At 46.6% G+C, this 20,617-nt stretch carries 20 protein-coding genes; 11 read left to right on the top strand and 9 right to left on the bottom strand.

The genetic code is table 11. The features are described from left to right. Window positions 1-89: 89 nt before the first annotated feature. The 4 genes from K0H61_RS00145 to K0H61_RS00130 form a co-directional block, all read right to left on the bottom strand. Window positions 90-653, bottom strand: coding sequence for a DNA topoisomerase family protein (locus tag K0H61_RS00145; RefSeq protein ID WP_220050798.1), 564 nt, complete (start codon window positions 651-653; stop codon window positions 90-92). Window positions 654-775: 122 nt separating this feature from the next. Further along, the gene (locus tag K0H61_RS00140) at window positions 776-1,249 is read right to left on the bottom strand and encodes a DUF494 family protein (RefSeq protein ID WP_220050797.1); all 474 of its coding nucleotides are present in this window, start codon (window positions 1,247-1,249) and stop codon (window positions 776-778) included. 2 nt (window positions 1,250-1,251) lie between these two features. After that, a complete protein-coding gene (dprA, locus tag K0H61_RS00135) occupies window positions 1,252-2,214 on the bottom strand; it encodes a DNA-processing protein DprA (RefSeq protein ID WP_491572528.1) in 963 nt (320 codons plus the stop codon). A gap of 137 nt (window positions 2,215-2,351) precedes the next feature. Next, window positions 2,352-3,470, bottom strand: coding sequence for a LysM peptidoglycan-binding domain-containing protein (locus K0H61_RS00130; RefSeq protein ID WP_220050795.1), 1,119 nt, complete (start codon window positions 3,468-3,470; stop codon window positions 2,352-2,354). 125 nt (window positions 3,471-3,595) lie between these two features. Here K0H61_RS00130 and def point away from each other — a divergent pair, with 125 nt between their 5' ends. From def to K0H61_RS00105, 5 genes are read left to right on the top strand one after another with little or no spacing between them, the layout of a single operon-like run. Then, the gene (gene def / locus K0H61_RS00125) at window positions 3,596-4,102 is read left to right on the top strand and encodes a peptide deformylase (RefSeq protein WP_220050794.1); all 507 of its coding nucleotides are present in this window, start codon (window positions 3,596-3,598) and stop codon (window positions 4,100-4,102) included. A gap of 15 nt (window positions 4,103-4,117) precedes the next feature. Further along, window positions 4,118-5,080 carry a methionyl-tRNA formyltransferase gene (gene fmt / locus K0H61_RS00120; protein ID WP_220050793.1) on the top strand — a complete coding sequence of 321 codons (963 nt, stop codon included), beginning with the start codon at window positions 4,118-4,120 and terminating at the stop codon, window positions 5,078-5,080. Continuing rightward, complete coding sequence (rsmB, locus tag K0H61_RS00115) at window positions 5,077-6,363, top strand: 16S rRNA (cytosine(967)-C(5))-methyltransferase RsmB (RefSeq protein ID WP_220050792.1); 1,287 nt, start codon at window positions 5,077-5,079, stop codon at window positions 6,361-6,363. The genes fmt and rsmB overlap by 4 nt, the downstream gene beginning before the upstream one ends. 15 nt (window positions 6,364-6,378) lie before the next feature. After that, the gene (gene trkA / locus K0H61_RS00110; protein ID WP_220050791.1) at window positions 6,379-7,788 is read left to right on the top strand and encodes a Trk system potassium transporter TrkA; all 1,410 of its coding nucleotides are present in this window, start codon (window positions 6,379-6,381) and stop codon (window positions 7,786-7,788) included. Between the two features lie 11 nt (window positions 7,789-7,799). Next, the gene (locus K0H61_RS00105) at window positions 7,800-9,242 is read left to right on the top strand and encodes a TrkH family potassium uptake protein (protein WP_220050790.1); all 1,443 of its coding nucleotides are present in this window, start codon (window positions 7,800-7,802) and stop codon (window positions 9,240-9,242) included. A gap of 51 nt (window positions 9,243-9,293) precedes the next feature. Here the strand turns inward: K0H61_RS00105 and hemG (K0H61_RS00100) are convergent, their stop codons facing one another. Continuing rightward, window positions 9,294-9,848 (bottom strand): menaquinone-dependent protoporphyrinogen IX dehydrogenase, encoded by a 555-nt coding sequence (gene hemG / locus K0H61_RS00100; protein ID WP_220050789.1) that lies wholly within the window; start codon window positions 9,846-9,848, stop codon window positions 9,294-9,296. A gap of 199 nt (window positions 9,849-10,047) precedes the next feature. Here hemG (K0H61_RS00100) and K0H61_RS00095 point away from each other — a divergent pair, with 199 nt between their 5' ends. Then, window positions 10,048-10,356: an ArsR/SmtB family transcription factor gene (locus K0H61_RS00095; RefSeq protein WP_220050788.1), complete on the top strand. Its 309-nt coding sequence runs from the start codon at window positions 10,048-10,050 to the stop codon at window positions 10,354-10,356. A gap of 72 nt (window positions 10,357-10,428) precedes the next feature. Here the strand turns inward: K0H61_RS00095 and hemG (K0H61_RS00090) are convergent, their stop codons facing one another. The 4 genes from hemG (K0H61_RS00090) to pepQ form a co-directional block, all read right to left on the bottom strand. Beyond that, window positions 10,429-10,953 (bottom strand): menaquinone-dependent protoporphyrinogen IX dehydrogenase, encoded by a 525-nt coding sequence (gene hemG, locus K0H61_RS00090; protein ID WP_220050787.1) that lies wholly within the window; start codon window positions 10,951-10,953, stop codon window positions 10,429-10,431. Window position 10,954: 1 nt separating this feature from the next. Then, on the bottom strand, window positions 10,955-12,412 hold the full coding sequence (locus tag K0H61_RS00085; RefSeq protein WP_220050786.1) for a TrkH family potassium uptake protein: 1,458 nt from the start codon (window positions 12,410-12,412) through the stop codon (window positions 10,955-10,957). Window positions 12,413-12,489: 77 nt separating this feature from the next. Beyond that, window positions 12,490-13,104: a YigZ family protein gene (locus tag K0H61_RS00080; protein WP_220050785.1), complete on the bottom strand. Its 615-nt coding sequence runs from the start codon at window positions 13,102-13,104 to the stop codon at window positions 12,490-12,492. 16 nt (window positions 13,105-13,120) lie between these two features. Then, window positions 13,121-14,440, bottom strand: coding sequence for a Xaa-Pro dipeptidase (gene pepQ, locus K0H61_RS00075; protein ID WP_220050784.1), 1,320 nt, complete (start codon window positions 14,438-14,440; stop codon window positions 13,121-13,123). Window positions 14,441-14,911: 471 nt separating this feature from the next. On the opposite strand from pepQ, the gene fadB reads away from it, so the two are divergent. From fadB to K0H61_RS00050, 5 genes are all read left to right on the top strand, one after another. Beyond that, window positions 14,912-17,062, top strand: coding sequence for a fatty acid oxidation complex subunit alpha FadB (fadB, locus tag K0H61_RS00070; RefSeq protein ID WP_220050783.1), 2,151 nt, complete (start codon window positions 14,912-14,914; stop codon window positions 17,060-17,062). Between the two features lie 22 nt (window positions 17,063-17,084). Next, window positions 17,085-18,248, top strand: a complete 1,164-nt coding sequence (gene fadA, locus K0H61_RS00065; protein ID WP_220050782.1) for an acetyl-CoA C-acyltransferase FadA — start codon at window positions 17,085-17,087, stop codon at window positions 18,246-18,248. 224 nt (window positions 18,249-18,472) lie between these two features. Further along, the gene (locus K0H61_RS00060; protein ID WP_258405979.1) at window positions 18,473-19,639 is read left to right on the top strand and encodes a diguanylate cyclase domain-containing protein; all 1,167 of its coding nucleotides are present in this window, start codon (window positions 18,473-18,475) and stop codon (window positions 19,637-19,639) included. Between the two features lie 178 nt (window positions 19,640-19,817). After that, on the top strand, window positions 19,818-20,063 hold the full coding sequence (gene tusA / locus K0H61_RS00055) for a sulfurtransferase TusA (protein WP_220050781.1): 246 nt from the start codon (window positions 19,818-19,820) through the stop codon (window positions 20,061-20,063). A 47-nt stretch (window positions 20,064-20,110) separates the two neighbouring features. Beyond that, window positions 20,111-20,551 carry an MOSC domain-containing protein gene (locus K0H61_RS00050; RefSeq protein ID WP_220050780.1) on the top strand — a complete coding sequence of 147 codons (441 nt, stop codon included), beginning with the start codon at window positions 20,111-20,113 and terminating at the stop codon, window positions 20,549-20,551. The last annotated feature ends 66 nt before the right edge of the window (window positions 20,552-20,617 follow it).

Genomic DNA, 20,617 nt, shown 5'->3' with positions numbered 1-20,617 from the left:
TTATGTAGAATAACTACACGGCACGGACTTTGCCTTGCATAAACACCAGCCAAAATGCTGCAAAAATAACCCTGAAACGTCAACACGCCCTAGAGAGCTTGCTTGTATTTACAACTCTTCTGCGGACACTCTAACCGTAACCCACCCGCGCCTTTACGTTCAACTAAAATCCCATAGCCGCAGCTTGGGCATGTTTGCGCAACAGGTGGAAAATTAACGATAAACTTGCACTTAGGGTAGGCATTACAAGCATAAAAGCTTTTACCAAAACGGCTAGTTCTGTGCTCTAACTTACCGGTATGACATTCTGGACAAGCTACTTCCGGCTTATCTGTATCCTGTGCAGACTTTTCGATATGGGTACAACTCGGGTATTGAGTACAGCCAATAAAGATCCCAAATCGACCCGATTTAACTGCCAGCTCATGGCCACATTCGGGGCACTTTGAACCCTCAATCACTTGAGTATCAATCGATTCGTGCTGCACTAAAGGGCGAGTGTATTCACAGTGGGGGTAATTATTACAACCAATAAAACTGCCATGTTTACTGTGTTTTACCGATAGCTCACTGCCACACTCGGGACAGAGTTCAAATTCTTTTTCCAGCGCGTGCGCATGGGCACTAAAGAGTTGTTCGTCGATCTTAGACATAATTAATTACCACCAGTCATTGCGCTATCGCATATAACTCACTGTGTATGTTTACAAAAACACATGGCATCAAAAAAGGAGGACTTAGCCTCCTTTCCTATTATTCTATCGTATCGCAACATTTAAGAATGCAAGCGGCCGTCGGGCTGCTCAAATATTAAATCTTCCATTTGCTCATAGGCCGATTCGTGGCCAGGTGCATTAAACAGCACCATTAGAATAACCCATTTCAGGTCTTCAAGGATTAATGCTGGCTCGTCCAGCTCCATGACTCTGTCGATAACCATTTCACGGGTTTCGACATTAAGTACTTTAACCTGTTCAAGAAACAGTAAAAAGCCACGGCATTCCACATCCAACTTTTCCATTTCGTCTTGGGTATAAATACGAAATGAATGCTGATCATGATTGCAAAGATAGGGCTTATCACTTTCCTGTAACTCTGCGAGGCGCTCCAACCAAGTAAGTGCTTTTAATATCTCAGATTGATGAAATCCTGCCCGAGTCAGTTCTTTTGTTAACTCGTCTTCATCGACCAGCAACTCAACTTCACTATGAACATAGTTTTCAAATAGATACATGAGTATATCAAACATGGCTAGCTCCTCTTAACTCTAACGTAACCACCGGGTACCGCTTCCACCCAACCTTGCAACTCAAGTTCAAGCATTTGTTCTAACACCAGATCTATCGTTTTCCCACTATGTTCGACTACAGCATCAATTGATGTAGTTTCATAACCTACACTAGCTAACAGCGATGAAAATGGCAAACTACAAATTTCCCTCTGCTGTATATGGTGGCAGGAGTTTAACTCTTCAAGATGAAAGGCGGTTAAACTTGCCAGCTCTTCTACTATATCGGCCGCAGTTTCCACAAGTTTTGCCCCATCGCGTAATAAATCATGGCAACCTTGGTGGTAACCACCGAGGATTGAACCAGGCACGGCAAACACCTCACGCCCCTGCTCCATGGCCAATCTTGCGGTAATGAGTGAGCCACTTTTTCTGCAAGCTTCAACGACTAACGTCCCTAAAGATAGACCGCTGATAATGCGGTTTCGTTTCGGAAAATTGCCTGCAAATGGACCCACATCAGGCCAAAACTCGCTTATTATACAGCCTTGCTGCTGAATATCCTCATAAAGCTGTCGATGTCGCCTTGGGTATACAATATCAATACCAGTACCGAGCACCGCAAAGGTTGGTCTATTGTGCTCAACACAGGCCCTATGGGCCGCACCATCGATTCCTAATGCCATGCCACTACAAATACTTATACCTAGCGCAGAGACTTCCGTTGCAAGCTGATAGGCCACTTGTAATCCGCTAGGAGATGCATTGCGGCTGCCGACAATGGCCAAGGATGGATAAGCTAGGGCCTCTACAGGACCCTTAATAAAAAGGATGCTCGGAGGATCAGGGATTTGTTTAAGCAGCGGCGGATAGAGGGGATCGGAGAAATCAATTAGGGTATTGCTTGGGGAAGCTTGTTGCCACTCAAGGGCTAAATCGACTTTTTGATAATCAATAGTCAGGTTTTGGAGCAGTTGCCCAGACAAAGGTAGCGCTTCTCTTTCATGCTCTAACCTTTGTCTGAGGTCATCCACATCCATGTGTTGTAGTAATTGTTGTGTCCGAGCGGGTCCTAGCCCAGATACAGCACTAACAACTAACCAATCGACCAAGTGTTTGGAGATTATTGACCTCTTAGGGCTAATGTCTCTGGTGTGATCAACTTATCATCGACCCGAACGGGGCGCTCGGATGTCATGATTAACGCTAGACTGGTCTTATCAAACACTTTAAAGACCATAAGTTTACCGTGATAAATATCAGGCATCTGCAGAGAACTATCTGTGGAGAGCGAAGCCATCAAGCTATCATAGGCTGTACGCTCAGTGGCAAGTACAGGTACACCATCGTTATCTACGACGATTTGCTCACCTTCGCGGTAGATAGAAAAGACTTCACCAGGCTCTACTCCATCTGCTTTACCTTTATCTAGGTAAACCGCGTGTAATTTACCCGCTTCACGCAATTTAGTCGCAGTTGCCACAACATGCGCAGGCACCTGTAAGTCAGAGGGCTTTAACGTAAAATAGGCCGACATTAAGGATTCATCTTCCATCGGAAGAGCCCTAAAACCTGCTTTAGTTTCTTGGAAGTTACTCAGTAATTTTACCTCAGAAACCTTTCCTGATTTAATCACCTGTCCGGTTGATGCCAAGATAGCCTCTTGCCCAAGAGACTCGCCCGTTTCCTTATCAAAGAACTCACGGCCACTATCATACATAGCCAACTTTTGACCTACGGGATATTCGTGACCAATATAAATCACATCGCCAGTGACATGGCGACGTCCAGGTTTTTCACCCGCAAGCATCATAGGCTGTTCGGCTAACCAATCGGCATCGACAACTCGGTTTTGCACTAAGTAGTTTTGAATGAGTGACAGATCCACTGTAGGAACGGCATCACCCTTCTGTACGATGCGCCCCTCTGGGGTCTTTTTAATATGTGGCTTACCTTCGCCATTACGGACTAATCTTGGTTGACCATTGACGAAGACTAAGGTGAGTAAATCACCAGGGTAAATCAAATGGGGATTGGCAATCTGTGGATTAACATCCCATAGTTGAGGCCATCTCCATGGGTCACTTAAAAAAGTGCCAGAAATGTCCCAGAGGGTATCGCCTTTTTTAACGACATAGGATTCTGGGTGGCCGGCCTTCAACGTCAATGTATCGGCTGAAACCATTGTGCTACTAAACGTCATTAACGCGAGTAAAATTAACCGTTTCATGGTGCTGTCCATGTTGTTTGGCCCTTAAATCGAGCTTTTACTGTTATTGATTGGCACTAAAGATTAAAATTAGTCCATTAGCCTCAGTCAGTATAACCAACTGATTGAGATTTGACAGACTTGTTAAGAGTTTATGTATGGCATTACTAAAAGTTTTACGTTTCCCAGACGAAAGATTACGTACTCAAGCGCAACCGATTTCCGAGTTTAATGCTGAGTTACAAACGCAAATCGACGATATGTTCGAGACTATGTACCAAGAAAAGGGTATTGGTCTGGCCGCAACCCAAGTTGATTACCATAAACAACTGATCGTTATGGATTTGCAGGACGATATCGAGCGCCCTAAGGTTTTCATCAATCCAGAAATTATCGCCAGCAGTGGTGATTTTTGTAATGAAGAGGGCTGTCTGTCGGTTCCAGGCATTTATGCCAAAGTCGACCGTGCCGAGTTTATTACGGTTAAAGCCCTCGATAGACACGGTAATGAATTTATTGTCGAAGCAGATGAGCTATTTGCGATTTGTATTCAGCATGAAATGGACCATCTTAAAGGTAAGTTGTTTGTCGACTACCTGTCGCCATTGAAGCGTCAACGGATCAAACAGAAACTTGAGAAAGCGGCCCGTCTGGACGCCAAATAAGCACTAGGATTAGATTTGAAACCATTGAATATCATCTTCGCCGGAACACCGGATTTTGCCTCTCGCCATTTACAAGCTTTGATTAACTCAGAGCACAATGTTATTGGGGTTTACACTCAGCCAGATAGACCTGCAGGTCGAGGCAAAAAGCTCACCGCCAGCCCAGTAAAAGAACTCGCGCTAGCTAACAACATTCCAGTTTATCAGCCGGGGTCACTTCGTAAAGAAGCCGCCCAACAGGAACTTGCTTCGCTCAATGCCGATATTATGGTGGTAGTTGCCTATGGTCTGATCCTGCCGAAGGTGGTGCTCGATACACCGCGACTGGGTTGTATTAACGTGCACGGTTCAATTCTGCCACGCTGGCGCGGTGCAGCCCCTATCCAAAGAGCGCTTTGGGCGGGTGATAAAGAAACTGGTGTCACTATTATGCAGATGGATGTAGGTCTCGATACCGGCGACATGCTGCTAAAAACCTATTTACCCATCGAAGATGATGACACTTCTGCGACACTTTACGAAAAACTCGCTCAGCAAGGTCCGCAGGCTCTTTTGCAAGCCCTCCAAGGGGTAGCAGCTGGGGCCTTAAGTGCCGAAAAGCAGGATGAGTCGCTAGCGAATTATGCCGAAAAACTCAGTAAGGAAGAGGCAAGACTCGACTGGAGCAAATCAGCCAAACAGTTGTGGCAAGAGGTTCGTGCTTTTAATCCATGGCCTGTGAGTTACTTTGAGCATCAAGGCAACACCATTAAAGTGTGGCAAACTCAAGTGAGCGCAACCACCAGCAATGCTGCACCAGGTACTATTATCAGCGCCAGTAAAAAAGGCATTGAAGTCGCGACTGCCGATGGTGTGTTAACCCTGCTAAGTATGCAACTGCCAGGTAAAAAACCATTGAGTGTCGCCGATATTCTCAACGCCCGCGGTGAATGGTTTACACCTAATACCCGCCTAAGCAATGAGGCAGAATCACAATGAACCTGCGCGCACTGGCAGCCAAAGCCATCTTCGAAGTCTTAGAAAAAGGCGTATCGCTTTCTGTTGCTTTGCCAGAGCAGCAAAAACACCTCGCCAGCGGCAAAGATAAAGCGCTATTAGCCGAACTGTGTTACGGCGTGATGCGCACCCTGCCTCAGGTTGAAAAACGGATCAGTGAGTGCCTCGCTAAACCCCTTAAGGGCAAGCAGCGCATTATTCACCAGCTGTTGATCGTTGGTTGTTACCAGTTGTATTTCACCCGTATTCCGAGTCATGCAGCGATTTCAGAAACGGCTGAGGCTTGCAGGCAGTTAAAGTTCGAAGGTATGGTCAAGGTGGTTAACGGCGTACTGCGTAATATTCAGCGCCAACTGACCCCATTGAGCACCGAGTCAGACACGCTGGCATACAATACGCCGGGCTGGTTAATCAAACGCTTAAAGGCGGCATATCCTGACAACTGGCAGGAGATTATCCAGCAAAGCCATGAACGTCCACCGATGTGGCTGCGTAACAATCGTCTATCCCAAGGCCGAACAGAATACCTAGCAGCGCTAAACGCGCTAGAAATTGAAGCCAGCCCAGGCACGAGTAACGATGCCATCTTGCTTGCCCATCCTAAGGATGTCTCTACCCTGCCGCGCTTCCATGAAGGCGCTGCATCCGTTCAAGACGGTGCAGCCCAATGGGCAGCAACCCTGCTTGCCCCAAAGGCGAACGAATTAGTACTCGATGCCTGCGCCGCGCCAGGCGGTAAAAGCTGTCATCTGCTCGAGCTTGAACCCAGCATTAAGTTAGTTGCGGTGGATTTTGATGCCAAGCGTCTCGAGCGCGTGCAACAAAACCTTGACCGTTTATCATTAAATGCAGAAGTTATTCATGGCGATGCAGCCAATATTGATTCTTGGTGGCAGGGCGATAAATTCGATCGCATCCTGCTTGATGCGCCCTGCTCGGCAACGGGTGTAATTCGGCGTCACCCCGATATCAAATGGCTCAGAAAAAACCACGACATAGAAGAACTGGCTGAGCTGCAAAGACAAATTCTCGATCACTGCTGGAAGTGGCTCAAGCCTGGTGGCACACTCTTGTATGCAACCTGCTCGATTTTACCGCAGGAGAATCGCGACCAAATTAGCGCATTCTTAAGCCGCACCGCAGATGCTAAGCTCGACACACTCGACCAGCAGGCTTCGCCACAAGACATTGGATGGCAAATCACGCCGGGACAGGACAACATGGATGGGTTTTATTACGCCCGTTTAGTGAAAGCGACCCTTTAGGAAGTAAGCAAGGCCATGAAAATTATCATATTAGGAGCAGGTCAAGTCGGGGGAACCTTGGCCGAAAATTTGGTCGGTGAAAATAACGATATCACCATTGTCGATAGCGACAAGTCCAGATTGCGCGCCCTGCAGGATAAATATGACCTTCGCGTTGTAGTGGGCCATGGTGCCCACCCTGACGTACTAAAAGAGGCCGGCGCCGAAGATGCTGATATGCTCATCGCGGTAACGAACAGCGATGAGTGCAACATGGTTGCCTGCCAAATGGCCTATAGCTTGTTTGGAACTCCGACTAAGATTGCGCGTATCCGTTCAGAGCCTTATCTGGCGATGCGTGACAAGCTGTTTATCGACAGTGAAACCAAAAACAGCGAGGGCCGACCTCGTGGTGGTTTCGTGATTGATGAGTTGATTGCTCCAGAACAGTTAGTGACCGCTTACATCCAGCGCTTAGTGGAATATCCTGGTGCACTCCAAGTGCTTGAGTTTGCAGAGGGTCGCCTAAGTCTGGTTGCCGTTCGCGCCTACTATGGTGGCCCGCTTGTGGGTAATGCCCTAGCGGCACTGCGTGAACATATGCCAAATATTGATACCCGGGTGGCAGCCATTTTCCGTCAGGGTCGCCCTATCATGCCCCGCGGCACAACCATTATCGAGGCCGACGATGAAGTCTTCTTCGTCGCCGACAGCCGCCATATCCGCGCGGTGATGAGTGAGATGCAAAAGCTTGATAACTCCTACCGCAATATCATGATTGCAGGTGGTGGAAACATCGGACTGGGTCTTGCAAAACGACTCGAGCGCAGCCACTCAGTAAAACTTATCGAACATAAATTCGAGCGTGCAGAAACACTTTCTGAGCAACTCGAAAATACCACCGTTTTCTGTGGTGATGCTTCTGATCAGGAGCTTTTGCTCGAAGAACACATCGACCAAACCGACGTGTTTATCGCAGTGACCAACGACGATGAAGCTAACATCATGTCTGCCCTGCTGGCTAAACGCATGGGGGCTAAAAAGGTGATGGTGTTAATCCAACGTGAAGCCTACGTGGACATAGTTCAAGAAGCCAATATCGATATCGCGATTTCGCCGCAACAGGCGACGATTTCAGCGCTGCTGACCCATATTCGTCAGGGTGATATCTGTAACGTGTACTCCCTGCGCCGCGGCGCTGCCGAAGCCATTGAGGCGATTGCCCATGGTGACTCAAGCACCTCTAAAGTGGTCGGGAAAGCCATTGGTGACATCAAGTTACCACCCGGCACAACCATTGGCGCGATTGTGCGAGATGAAGAAGTGTTAATGGCCCATGATAAGACTGTTATCGAACAAGGAGATCACGTAATCTTATTCCTCGTGAATAAAAAGTTTGTCGGCGAAGTCGAGAAGCTTTTCCAACCGAGCGCATTCTTCTTCTAAGTCATCATCTTATGCTGAACTTCAGACCGCTGTTGTTTATCTTAGGGCTGTTTCTTTCGATGCTAACAGCCTTTATGTTGGTTCCCCTGCTCTTTGCAGTCTTCAACGGCGAAGAGACGGTCGGTGCATTTATGTTATCGGCATTCGTCTCTGGCATCACTGCGAGTTTGTGCCTACATAACGGTCAAAGTAAATCCATTAATCTCAATATCCGCGATATGTTTCTGCTCACTAGTCTGACTTGGCTGATCGTGAGTTTATTTGCGGCCATGCCTTTCACGCTTTACCACGGCATAGGTTATACCGATGCCTTCTTCGAGACCATGTCGGGTATTACCACCACCGGCTCCACCGTACTGTCGGGGCTGGATAATATGGATCACAGTATTCTTATTTGGCGCTCATTGCTGCAATGGCTTGGTGGTATTGGCTTTATCGTAATGGCGGTAGCGATTCTGCCCTTCCTCAACGTCGGTGGTATGCGGCTATTTCGTACCGAATCTTCGGATTGGAGCGACAAAGCGGTTCCCCGCACTCAGAATATGGCTAAGCATCTGTTCTTTATTTATATTCTGCTAACTATTGCTTGCGGTGTTTCATATCATCTAGCAGGAATGAACTGGTTTCAGGCCATTAACCACGCGATGACAACACTGTCGACTGGTGGCTATTCCACTTCCGATAGCTCGATGGCGGCTTTCTCTAATTCGGCCCATTGGGTGGGCGTTATATTTATGGCCGCGGGCGGTTTGCCGCTGTTAATGTTTGTGCAAACTGTCCAACAACGTGACTTTACTATTTGGAATGATGCCCAGGTTAAGGGCTTTTTAGTCTTCCTTTTCTGCACATCTTGGTTTATTGGTTTGTGGCTGTGGTTTACTCGAGATATCGCTCTTGTTGATGCCATGCGATTATCAAGTTTTAACGTGGTTTCAGTCGTCACGACAACCGGATATGGACTTACCGATTACGGTGCTTGGGGCGCCTTTGCCAATATCGCATTTTTATTTCTGATGTTTGTTGGTAGCTGCTCGGGTTCAACATCAGGCGGGATTAAAATTTTCCGTTTTCAAATTGCTGGCGCCATCATGCGCGAACAATTAAAACAGCAATGCCACCCTAACGGGCTATTTAGAGAACGTTATAACAACCGCGTGATTAGTGAAGATATTGTTCGCTCGCTGATCACCTTCGTACTGCTGTTTATGTTTGTGATTGTCGGCTTATCGTTAGTGTTAGTACTAACAGGTTTAGACCCTATGACCAGTTTTACCGGCGCCATTACAGCGGTGACTAACGTGGGGCCAGGGCTTGGCCCAATCATTGGCCCAGCGGGTAATTTTGCGACGCTGCCGGATGTTGCCAAATGGGCATTATCCCTTGGCATGCTGTTAGGACGATTGGAAATCTTGACCGTGGCGGTGCTATTTCACCCCAGCTTCTGGAAGTACTAATCAGCTGACATTGATGACAAAGAAAAAATGCACTCGCTGAGCGCATTTTTATTAGGCATTTTCAGGCTCGCTAACCAACTCAAGTAAATGATCAGCATAGGCTTTAACATCCTCCCAGTCAGTGAAGTCAATCACTGATTTAGGATCCGTTGGCCCCTTAGTGATTTTCATAATCAGCTGTATCATCAATCTGTCATACCAAGGCCATGAGGGATAATCCACCTTGCCGGCTATTATTTTCAAATCACTGGGTGTCCAAGGTGACAGGGTAATAAATTTCTGTAGATATTTATTATTCTCAGGGATTCGCTTTTCAGGGTTTCGTGCTACCACGTTCACGCAGAAGAAACTGTTTGGCAACGAACTCAACGCCTTGGCATGTTGTTCGACAAATCGGAATACCGACTTATCGTAGGTACCATAGAGCACGCAGGCACCAAAGGCCACCAGCTGATAGTCAGGCCAATTGATTCGCGTGGCTGCAGCACTGTTAATATCAACCAAATCCACTTTTGTGCCGCGCAGCGCTAATTGATCCGCAATTGCTGCGGCAATCTTGGCCGTATGGCCACCACGGCTAAAATAAAGCACCAAAACACGTGTCATGGGCAGTCCTCGCTCCATCTTAATCATATTTGCATTGTGGCAAGCTTTTGTTAAATAAACCTCTGATAGGATCACAATTCAGCGTTATCTCATATTCTTGGACTCAAAAATTGAGATATTTATACTCGGGCAGTATGATTGCGTATAGAAACACCATCAATTAGAATAATCTAATCAAAGCGATAAAGTGAGTGACCTTATGCAAAATGATATCGATGTGAATGCAATGGTAACTAATGCGGAAAGTGCAGCTAAATGGCTAAAAGCCATCGCGAATCCTTATCGCCTAATGATTCTATGCCTGCTATTGGATAAAGAATTAAGTGTGACCGAGCTGAACGAGACAGTACCTTTGAGTCAATCGGCCTTATCGCAACACTTGGCGGTATTACGCTCTGAGGATTTAGTCGATACCCGTAAGAGTTCGCAAATTGTTTACTACAAACTCAAAAATGAGCAGGTGACCCAAGTTATTTCGATTCTGCATAGCCGATACTGCGCTGTGTAATTTAGCTTTCTAAATCAAAAGCCAGAGTCGATAGCACGATTCTGGCTTTGTCATTTTTACGAAGGCAAATATTTAGCGCCGAGTAAACGCGCGGCCAAAGTCATCAACCTTAGCCCAATCGGTAAACTCAAAGGTTCCCTTAAGATCCGTCGGCCCCTTGGTCATCCACATGATAAACCTAATCATAGTGCGATCAAACAAGCCATATTTAGGGTAGTCAATTTTGCCTGCAAATACCCCGAGTTGCTGGGGCTGCCAAAGCGAAAGCTTAAGGAACTTCTGCATGTAAGGATTAGTGTCGGGAGTATTTTTAAGCGGCTTACGCGCGACCACATTCACGGTAAAGAAGCCGTTTACCTTTGTGTCTAAAACCGCCTGATGTTGGTTCACAAACTCATACAGCTTTGGACGATGCTTACCATAACGAATGCTCGCGCCAATCAATACTTTATCGAAATCCGATAAATTTAACGCCTCGGCTTGCTCCAAGGTCACTAGCGTCACTGTCTCACCCGCCTGTTCGGCAATTAACTGCAACCTACGGCAAATCTGCAGGGTTTGACCGTCAATGGTCGAATAGATTATTAACGTCTGCATATCAGTCCTTCCAGAACGTAGGTGTAAACAGAATCAACAGGGTGAAAATTTCCAACCGGCCAAACAACATCGCAACCACGAGCACCCATTTAGCGCCATCGCCAATGCTAGCGTAATTACTGGCCACTTCGCCCAAGCCGGGGCCAAGATTGTTTAGGCAAGCCGCAGTCGCACTAAAGGCGGTTATATCATCTAATCCCATCGCCATCAGCGCCAACATGCAAATCACGAACACTAAAGCGTAGGCAGAGAAAAAACCCCATACGGCATCGACGACGCGGTCAGGCAGCGCTTTAGAGCCAATACGAATAGAGAACATCGCTTTAGGGTGAACCAAACGCTTCAATTCGCGTGAACCCTGCAGCAACAATAGAATGACGCGAATCACCTTGATCCCACCCGCTGTCGAGCCACCACAGCCCCCAATAAAGCTAGAAAAAATTAACAGAATGGGTAAAAACAGCGGCCAGACATGGAAACTCTCAGTGCCAAATCCCGCAGTGGTAGAAACCGAAACGGCTTGGAATAATGCATGATCTAAGGTTTCCTCGGGGGAATCATAGATGCCCGAGTGATAGAGAGTGATAAAACAAATCCCAGTTAATACCAACTGGATAAGCACCAGCATCTTAAATTCGGCGTCTTTAAAATAAACTTTTAAATTAATGCCCCGTCGTGAAAATGCGGCAAAATGCACGCTAAAGTTCACCGCTGAAACTAATAAGAAGAACACACAAATCAGATTGATAAGCGAACTATCAAAGTAACCCATACTGGCGTCATGGGTCGAGAATCCACCAATAGCAATAGTTGAAAATGAGTGACAAATGGCATCAAACACACTCATGCCTGCAAGCCAATAAGCTCCAGCACAAGCTATGGTGAGCAGTAAATAGATATACCATAACGCCTTTGCCGTTTCGGCAATTCTGGGCGTCATCTTACTGTCCTTAACTGGCCCAGGGATTTCGGCGCGATAGAGCTGCATCCCCCCAATCCCCAACACGGGCAAGATGGCCACAGCAAGTACGATAATCCCCATGCCGCCTAGCCATTGCAGCATATGGCGATAGAACAAAATCGCCTTAGGTAGATAATCGAGGCCGACAATTACCGTGGCTCCAGTGGTCGTTAATGCGGAGAAGGATTCGAAGAAACTATCTGTCCAACTTAAATCAGGCTGCTTAGAAAAGATAAATGGCAAGGCACCTATTGAACCCAGTACCGTCCAAAACAACACCACAATCAAAAAACCTTCCCGTGTCCGTAAGTCTTCCTTGCACCGACGGTTGGGATACCAAAGCCAAAAACCAATGAAAAGGCTGACAAAAAATGCCTGGATAAACGCTGTACCGCCACCATCGTTATACCAAATGGCAATCAAAGCAGGCGGAAGCATAGTGGTGGAAAACAGGCCGATTAACAGGCCAATGATTCGGATGATGGTTTTATATTGCATTAAGCGGGTTCGATTATTCCATTGGCTGCAAAGGTATTTTCAGCATTGTAGTTATTTTGGCACAATTTGTACGGGTATCACAGATCAAACTCTGCGCGTAAACTGCCCTGACTTAAGGTGGCCAACCACTCGACTAATAGCTCCCTTTGCTGTTTACCAATTTGAAACTGTACATCAATTACCTCGGTAAACTGCTTGTCTGTAATCACGGCATCGAGCTGCGTTAATAGATGCTCAACATCCCTAAGTTGAGTGTAATCGCATTGTAATCTGGCAGGATAGCGAATTTGCTTAATCTCAGTCGTCAACTGATTCAATCCTTGCCTTAAACCAGAAGTATAGGCTCGCACTAGCCCACCAACGCCCAGCTTAGTGCCACCATAATAACGCACCACAACTGCACCTATCTCACCGATATTGGCTCCCTGCAATACAGCCAACATAGGACGCCCTGCACTGCCAGCGGGTTCGCCATCATCACTCGAACCCATCTGTACGCCATCATTGGGAGCCCCTGACACGTAGGCATAACAGTAATGACTAGCACCAGGATAATCTCGCTTAATGTTAGTGAGTACCAACTTCAAATCATCCAAACTATTGCAATGAAACAGAAAAGAGATAAAACGACTGTGTTTTATCTCTTCTTCTATCATCAGGTTTCCACTCGGGATCCGATAACATTCAAGCACGCATATATCCTAACACTTAAGCAAGACCCAGTTCGCGGGTCATATTTTCAATACGATCTTGATGCACGATGACATTATCTTCGATACGAATCCCGCCGAAGGGGCGAAGCTCGTCAATTGTCTGCCAATTGATTTGCTTGCCTCGGCTATCCTGTTTCAACTCATCCAGCAAGGTATCGATAATGTACAGACCAGGCTCCATGGTTAGCACCTGATTGGGTGCCAAAATACGAGTACATCGCAGGAAAGGATGTGCTTCTGGTGCAGCGATATGAGTGCCGCGCTCATCGTAGGAAAACCCGCCCACATCGTGCACTTGCAAGCCAAGCATGTGGCCTAGTCCATGGGGAAAGAATGCACTGGTAATGCCCTGCTCAACCAAGCCCTTAGCATCACCTGTTGCCAACTCAAAATCCAGCAATAGCTGCGCAACCTTATCGTGGGTCGCTAAATGTAAATCCAAGTAACGCACACCTGGGCGCATCATATCGATAAGCTCAAGCTGGGTCTTATTCATTGCCGTAATGAGTTCATCGAAACGATTCTTTTCAAACGCATAGGTACGGGTGATGTCGGCGGCATAACCAAAATAGTTAGCCCCCGCATCGATCAAAAAGGAGTTTCGTCGAGCAGGTTTTTGATGTTCGAGTGCGGTGTAATGCAAAATCGCCGCATTTTGATTTAACGCAATGATATTGCTATAGGGCACTTCGTTCTCGCTCTGTCCTACGGCAGATAAATATTGCTGCTGGATCTCAAACTCGCTAGCACCGTTATAAAAGGCATTCTTAGCCGCTAAATGCCCTTCGATAGCAAGCAAGTTAGCACGACGCATGCATTCTAGCTCGTACTCAGTTTTTGTTGTGCGATGGAAATGCAGGTAGTTCATCACCGCCACTGGATTACGATTACTTATGCCCAGCACATCGGCCACATCCAAATGCTCACCTATATAAGCCCAGTTACTGATGTCCGATGGTAATAACTCAGCGACTTTATCAGCCTTAGTCAAAAGCTTGATATCGAAGTGTTCTGTCCAGAACATCTCCGGCACATCAGAGACCTTGTGCCAAAAATCCACAGGGCGGTAGAAAATCAATTGCGGCTTATCGCGGCCATTCACCACCAGCCAGCAATTGGGGTTATCTAGTACAGGCAGCCAAGCCTTGAAATGCGGATTGGCTTTAAACGGATAATCGATGTCATCAAGGAACATTCTGTGGGGTTGGCCCGAGTGGATCACTAATCCCGCTAAGGCTTCCCGCGATAAGATTTCAGCGACTCGACGATTTAACTCGGCGATATGGGCGTGATAATGCTGAGCCAAGAGTTCCATTTGTCATATCCTGTGTTGAACATTAGTTAAAAATAATCCAAGCGTGATTAAACGCTGGTGAAATAGCCAAGCTTAGCCTGCAGCTCATCCACACCATTGCCGCATAACCGCCGCTTAAGTATACAATTAAAAACTAGCTTATTGATTTTAAGAATTAAACAGACAAAAAGCCTACACCCACATATAGTGAGAAGCCCAATCTCGATGGACAAAAAACAAAGTCTTTATACAGGATTTTGAGCGGTATCTAGGGTCTTTATCACTGTGTGCAGTGTATCACAAAGGTGAAATTTCACTCTAGCCGACAAGAAATTAAACACTCGTTTTAATTGGGTGTTGTAATTTATCGAATTTAGAAGCAAACTGGCATACAACTGGTCAAATGATGGCCGAAGCTGCTGTGAGATAGAGAGTCGTACTAGCGCCAAAAATAATGGTGAGTACCACTTTTAAGCCAAAAGGAAGCAAGCAATGATCTACCAAAGTCCTACAATTCAGGTTGAGTTACTCGAGGATAATATTGCCAAGCTGTGTTTCAATGCACCTGGCTCGGTAAACAAATTCGATAGAGAAACCCTATCCTCACTTGATGCCGCGTTAGATAGCATCAAGCAACAATCTAACATTCAAGCCTTAGTGCTAACCTCAGGTAAAGATACCTTTATCGTTGGCGCTGACATCACCGAATTCCTCGGCCTGTTCGCGCAGGATGATGCCGTTCTGCAATCTTGGGTTGAACAGGCTAACGCCGTATTCAACAAGCTTGAAGACTTACCGTTCCCAACCGCTTCTGCCATCAAAGGCTTTGCGCTGGGCGGTGGCTGCGAAACCATTCTTGCAACCGACTTCCGTATTGCTGACACTACAGCCAAAATCGGCTTACCAGAAACCAAACTGGGTATCATCCCTGGTTTCGGTGGTACAGTCCGTTTACCGCGCGTTATCGGTGCCGACAACGCACTAGAGTGGATCACCTCAGGTAAAGATCAGCGCCCAGAAGACGCTCTTAAAGTGGGTGCAATCGACGCTGTTGTTGCGCCAGAAGCTCTGGAAGTTGCTGCGATTCAAATGCTAAAAGATGCAATTGCAGAGAAACTGGATTGGCAAGCTCGCCGTCAACGTAAACTTTCGCCACTTGCACTGCCAAAACTAGAAGCCATGATGTCTTTCACTACGGCTAAAGGCATGGTGTTTGCGGTTGCGGGTAAACACTACCCAGCACCAATGGCAGTTGTTAACGTTGTTGAGCAAGCTGCGGGCTTTGGCCGCGCAGAAGCGCTGCAAGTTGAGCACCAAGCATTTATCAAGCTTGCTAAAACTGATGTTGCTAAAGCCCTTATTGGTATCTTCTTAAACGACCAACTAGTGAAAGGCAAAGCGAAGAAAGCGGGCAAACTGGCTAAAGACGTAAACAGCGCAGCCGTTTTAGGTGCTGGTATCATGGGCGGCGGTATCGCTTACCAAAGCGCGAGCAAAGGCACTCCTATCGTTATGAAGGATATCGCTCAGCCAGCGCTGGACTTAGGCCTGAATGAAGCTGCTAAACTTCTGTCTGCTCAAGTTGCCCGCGGCCGCTCAACGCCAGACAAAATGGCAAAAGTACTGAACAACATCACGCCAGCTTTAGACTACGCCCCAGTGAAAAACGCTGATGTGGTTGTAGAAGCTGTTGTTGAGCATCCAAAAGTAAAGGCTCAAGTGCTGGCTGAAGTTGAACAATACGTGAGTGAAGATGCGATCATCGCCTCTAACACCTCGACTATTTCAATTAACCTACTCGCTAAGAGCATGAAGAAACCTGAGCGTTTCTGCGGTATGCACTTCTTCAACCCTGTGCACAAAATGCCATTAGTTGAAGTTATCCGTGGCGAGCACAGCTCAGAAGAAACCATCGCTTCTGTGGTTGCTTACGCAAGCAAAATGGGTAAAACCCCTATCGTTGTTAACGATTGCCCAGGCTTCTTCGTAAACCGCGTACTCTTCCCCTACTTCGCGGGCTTTAACGGTCTATTAGCTGAAGGCGGTGACTTCGCAGCTATCGACAAAGTAATGGAAAAACAATTCGGCTGGCCAATGGGCCCAGCTTACCTGCTAGACGTTGTTGGCTTAGACACTGGTCACCACGCGCAAGCAGTAATGGCTGAAGGCTTCCCTGATCGTATGGGCAAAAACGGCCAAGACGCCATTGACGTGATGTTTGAGAACAAACGTCTAGGTCAGAAGAACGGTAAAGGTTTCTACGCCTATTCAGTTGATAGCCGCGGTAAGCCGAAGAAAGACGTTGATGCAGTAAGCTATGGCCTATTAAAAGAAGCCTTTGGTGAACTCAAGTCATTCGACGCCGATGAAATCATCGCTCGCACTATGATCCCAATGATTATCGAAACCGTACGCTGCTTAGAAGAAGGCATTATTGCTACTCCTGCTGAAGCGGATATGGGTCTTGTGTATGGCTTAGGCTTCCCTCCATTCCGTGGCGGCGTGTTCCGTTACTTAGACACAATGGGTGTAGCTAACTTTGTCGCACTAGCAGACAAATACGTTCACTTAGGTGGTCTGTATCAAGTAACCGACGCAATGCGTGCCCTAGCAGCCAATAACGGCAGCTACTACCAAGCCTAATCAGCGGAAAAGGAATTTAATTATGAAACAAGCTGTTATCGTAGACTGCATTCGTACTCCGATGGGCCGTTCTAAGGCTGGGGTATTCCGTAATGTACGTGCAGAATCTCTGTCTGCTGAACTAATGAAAGGTCTGTTACTGCGTAACCCGCAATTAGACCCTAACACTATCGAAGATGTTATCTGGGGTTGTGTACAACAAACGCTAGAACAAGGCTTTAACATTGCCCGTAACGCATCATTACTCGCTGGCATTCCAAAAACCGCTGGCGCAGTAACGGTTAACCGTCTGTGTGGTTCTTCAATGGAAGCTATCCACCAAGCAGCACGCGCCATCATGACAGGCATGGGCGACACCTTCATCGTGGGTGGTGTTGAGCATATGGGTCACGTTCCAATGAATCACGGTGTAGACTTCCACCCAGGGCTAGCTAACAACGTTGCGAAGGCTTCTGGCATGATGGGCTTAACCGCTGAAATGCTGGGTAAACTGCACGGTATTACCCGTGAGCAACAGGATGCGTTTGCTGTGCGTTCACACCAACGTGCTCATGCTGCCACTATTGAAGGCCGTTTCGCTAAAGAAATTTATGGTATCGAAGGCCATGACGCTAGCGGTGCGCTGATCAAGGTGCTGCACGACGAAGTAATCCGCCCAGAAACCTCTATGGAATCATTGGCCGCACTACGTCCAGTATTCGACCCAGCGAACGGCACGGTAACTGCAGGTACCTCTTCTGCATTATCTGATGGTGCTTCTGCCATGTTGGTAATGGAAGAATCTAAAGCTCGCGCTTTAGGTCTGCCAATCCGTGCTCGTATTCGCTCTATGGCAGTTGCAGGTTGCGATGCAGCTATCATGGGTTACGGTCCAGTTCCTGCGACTCAAAAAGCCCTTGCACGTGCAGGCATCAGCATCAACGATTTAGATGTTATCGAGCTGAACGAAGCGTTCGCAGCTCAGTCTTTACCATGCGTTAAAGATTTAGGCCTAATGGACGTTGTTGAAGACAAGATTAACCTGAACGGTGGTGCGATTGCCCTAGGTCACCCACTGGGTTGTTCTGGCGCGCGTATTTCAACGACGCTAATTAACCTAATGGAACACAAAGATGCGACTTTAGGTCTAGCCACTATGTGTATCGGTTTAGGCCAAGGTATCGCAACCGTTTTCGAACGCGTTTAATAGCAGATTAACCTATGCAAAAAGCCGGACTCCGTTCCGGCTTTTTTGTTGGTAAAATTTGAATAGACATTAGACGTTAGCATATGAAATCCCTCTCTTCTGAGTTGCTATTTACAGCTCTATCTACTTAACTTTTGTTAGCACTGCTGCTTTTAAATAGCTTGGAATGCGTTGAAAACCAACTGACAAAGCGCATTTCATTTATTCGCTATTGGGGATGTCATATGCTTCAAACAGAACAAACACTTTTTGAACAAATGCGGATTACCGAGTTGGAGATTGATTTCCGTAAATCCCTATTTTCGTTTTCGCCCGCCGACGTCAAAGCCTTGCAGTCCTTTAAGCCCACGATAGAAGAAAATATCGACCGTATCGTTGATGATTTTTATGGCCTACAAACCAGCGTATCCGAAATTGCTCTCTTGATTGGCGACTCCGACACGCTAGCACGCCTTCGCACTGCGCAGCGGCGTTATGTACTTGATTTATTTAATGGCGTGTATGACCTCGAATATGTCAACAACCGACTCAGAATTGGTTTAGTGCACAAACGTATTGGTGTGGAACCTAAGTTGTATCTATCTGCCGTTCATACCCTCAAGGAACTGATTTACACTGAAATAAATAGCACAGTAAAAGACCCTGCTCAGGGTGAACGTATCCGTGTCGCAATCGATAAACTCGTCCTTTTCGACGTGACGTTAGTGTTTGACACTTATATCCGAAGCTTGGTATCCGAAATTGAAAATGCCAAAGATAAGGCTGAAAGATATGCACAAAGCATGGAAAGCAAAGTTAAAGAACGTACTCAGCAATTGGAGGAGCTCTCCCAGACTGACCCATTAACTGGGCTGTTAAATGTTAGGCATCTACAAGAAATTGCCACAAGGATATTGAGATCAGCACAGCGCCGCGCCGAACCCGTGAGTGTTATCTACCTTGATGTCGATAATTTCAAAGCCTTTAACGATACTCAGGGGCATAAATCCGGCGACGAAGTTCTCTGCGCTGTTGCCGATGCCATTAAGAGCAGCTCTCGGGGTGAAGATCACAGTTTCCGTTATGGCGGCGATGAGTTTTGTATCATTATGCCAAATTGCCGCGAGGATCAAGCAAGAGACAACTTTATTGTCCGCTTCAATCAAAGCATCAAACAAAACCTTCTCGATATCTCTTTAAGCTACGGTATTGTCGACACTGGACCATACGATTACGACGATGCTAATACCCTTATTCATAAGGCTGATCAACGTATGTATAGCTTCAAACGTGCCGCTAAACAAAAGCTACATAAGCCTGATGGAGAAACCCATGAACCTAACATAGCAACCGATGATTCAGGTACTATTAGTTCGTGTTCGAGTGCTAATTTAAATGCAAGTACCAACTAAGCTCGTGGTCCTATGACAATGACTCCGATTTGTTTCACGTGGAACACCAATACTCCGTATCCCCGTATTTAGTCTGATATATTAATAATCCCATCACAGATTAATCCCACCGGCTTGGTTTATAAATCCTACTGCAGTAACATTAGCCAACACTGTTTAATCGTTCCTTTGAGGTTATATGAACGACGTTTTTTCAAATGCCCACCATAAACTTGATGCGCTAGGGTTACGCTGTCCAGAACCTGTAATGATGGTGCGTAAAACAGTTAGGCAAATGGCGCAGGGTGAAACCTTGCTAATCATTGCAGATGACCCAGCCACAACCCGAGATATACCCAGTTTTTGCGAGTTTATGGATCACACGCTAATTGCAAGTGATACTAGCCAAACCCCATATCAGTTTTTGATAAAAAAAGGACTCTAGTTGAGCCTATGGGCACAACTTAAATAACAACCTAAGGATGTTCAGTTATGCCTAATCTTGTCGCTATCGCTTACAAAACCGTTAAACGCGGTCCCATGAAAGAAGTGCTTTGTGCTAATGTGACTCAGCGCAGTGGCATTGAAAAAGACGTTCTTGGTAGACCTGGCAAACGTCAAATCACGGTGTTATCTAAGCCGCAATGGCTTATCGCCTGTGAGGAAGTTAAGACTGACCTTCCTTGGACAACCCGCCGAGCAAATCTCCTTATTGACGGAATTACATTCAGTGCTAAAGACGTTGGTAAGCAATTACATATTGGCGAGTTGTGTTTGGAAATCACAGGAGAGACAGACCCCTGTGACAAAATGGAGATGGCCTGCCCAGGACTTGAAGCTGCACTCACCCCTGATTGGCGTGGCGGCGTTACCTGCCGAGTACTCAATGACGCCATGATCCATCAGGGCGACTCCGTTATCCTTATAGGCTAATCACGTCGAAGCAATTTTCAATACCGATATATATCTTTCGATAACGAAACTGTTCGTCATTAATTG

This window comes from Shewanella acanthi (genome assembly GCF_019457475.1).
Classification (GTDB): domain Bacteria; phylum Pseudomonadota; class Gammaproteobacteria; order Enterobacterales; family Shewanellaceae; genus Shewanella; species Shewanella acanthi.
The sequence above is the reverse complement of the archived record's forward strand: the minus strand, read 5'-3'. Positions and strand labels throughout refer to the sequence as shown.